The sequence below is a fragment of the Vibrio sp. ZOR0018 genome (assembly GCF_963865925.1).
In the GTDB taxonomy this organism is placed as follows: Bacteria; Pseudomonadota; Gammaproteobacteria; order Enterobacterales; family Vibrionaceae; genus Vibrio; species Vibrio anguillarum.
Genome location: NZ_CAWMCN010000027.1, coordinates 1 through 1,581, shown reverse-complemented (window position 1 = coordinate 1,581; position 1,581 = coordinate 1). Strand labels below are relative to the sequence as shown.

2 protein-coding genes are annotated in these 1,581 nt (G+C 41.0%); both read left to right on the top strand.

Annotation, left to right across the window (positions count from 1 at the left end; translation table 11 throughout):
* Window positions 1-105 precede the first annotated feature (105 nt).
* Window positions 106-603, top strand: a complete 498-nt coding sequence (locus tag AACR75_RS00895) for a GNAT family N-acetyltransferase (protein ID WP_047691433.1) — start codon at window positions 106-108, stop codon at window positions 601-603.
* A 140-nt stretch (window positions 604-743) separates the two neighbouring features.
* Window positions 744-1,175 (top strand): hypothetical protein, encoded by a 432-nt coding sequence (locus AACR75_RS00890; protein ID WP_047691430.1) that lies wholly within the window; start codon window positions 744-746, stop codon window positions 1,173-1,175.
* Window positions 1,176-1,581: the final 406 nt, after the last annotated feature.

Here is a 1,581-nt window from a genome sequence, read left to right as displayed (position 1 = left end):
TAGTGCAAAATTGAAGTTCAGTGTTTACGGTGTGTTTTTTGAGTTCGGCTATGCGTTGTCAACCCCTTAGCCGGGCGTTATGCATTTTTTAGGAAAAGAGGAACTATGGTTGTTGAAGTCAGGCGAGCAGAGCCATCAGATGCTAAAGCGATAAAAGGAGTTTATGAGTGCCCAAATGCGTACACTGGCACATTACAACTTCCGCTTCCATCCTCCGATATGTGGGAAAAACGTTTTCAGACTATTCCAGATCATATTTATGCATATGTGGCACTAGTGGACGGTGAAATAGTAGGTAATTTGGGCTTTGAGCTATGTACTAATCCGAGACGACGTCACGTAGGTACATTCGGTATGGGCGTTAAAGACGATGCTCAAGGTTTAGGTGTTGGTAGTGCTTTACTGAAAACGGTTATCGATTTAGCGGATAACTGGCTGAATTTGAAACGAATCGAATTGACGGTCTATGTGGACAACGAACGAGCGATCAATTTGTATAAGAAGTTCGGTTTTGAAATTGAAGGTGAGTCGAAAGCTTATGCGTTCAGAAATGGTAGCTACGTTGACGTTTACCATATGGCTCGCGTTGTGGCACATGCATAACAAACGCTTCAAGAGGGACAGCCAACGCGTGGTATTTTTACTATGCGTTGGTTTTGGTGATTACGGTGTTATGCGGTAAGTTGGTAGTAGCGTTGTCTGCCCCTTAAGCGGGCGTTATATGACAAAAGGAGTACTCGAACATGATTAGCTCTAATATGAGCTTGCCAACAGATAATCTGTACAAGTTTTTAGCTTTGTTTGGCCTGTTGCTGACCGTGACGGGATGCTATATGTTCAATTCATCCTACACAAACTTCAATAACGAATACATTAGTAGCATTGTTGAGCTAGCGAAATATGAAAGTATCGAGAAACCAACACCTTATGAATTAAGGCAAAAAGAGGCGTTAGAGAAAATCATAGAGCTGCTCAAGGCTAATAAGCCATTTAACCTAAATGTATCAATGTCCGTAATCATTATTGGTTTAATAACAATGTTTTATGGCTTTTATCGTTGGCACTACCAACTTCAGCCGAAACTAGATGAGCTTCTAGATTTGCAGGTAGCCAAGTCAAAGTTAGAGGTTCAGCAATTGAAGAAAACTAGAACCACGAGGCTAAATCGAAAATAGTCACATAACAAGCAATTTAAGAGGGATTCACAACGCTCGGCATTTTTGCTTCTACTTCAAATTTAGTGTTTATGGCACAATATATTAGGTTTGGGTGGAGGCGTTGTTCACCCCTTAATTGGGCGTTATGCAACTCAGGCAAATTTAGGGGTTCAATCTTTTGGGATTTCTCCGGCCATTCGTTTTGTGTTGTCGGCAAATGAGCTTTTTTACCCTCAAATTCTTGGTTAACTCAAGCCGTAAAACAGGCAAAGTTCTTTGTTTGCCTCAATGAGTTTTGGTGCTGGTTTGTTGTGAATTTAGCGCGCGTAAAGTGTGGAAAGGGCAAGTTAATCGATCATTTTGCTTTTGCTGAAGTTTTCGCTCGTTGAGTTTGTCTGATTCAAAAGCTTGGTTTGTTGTTGAA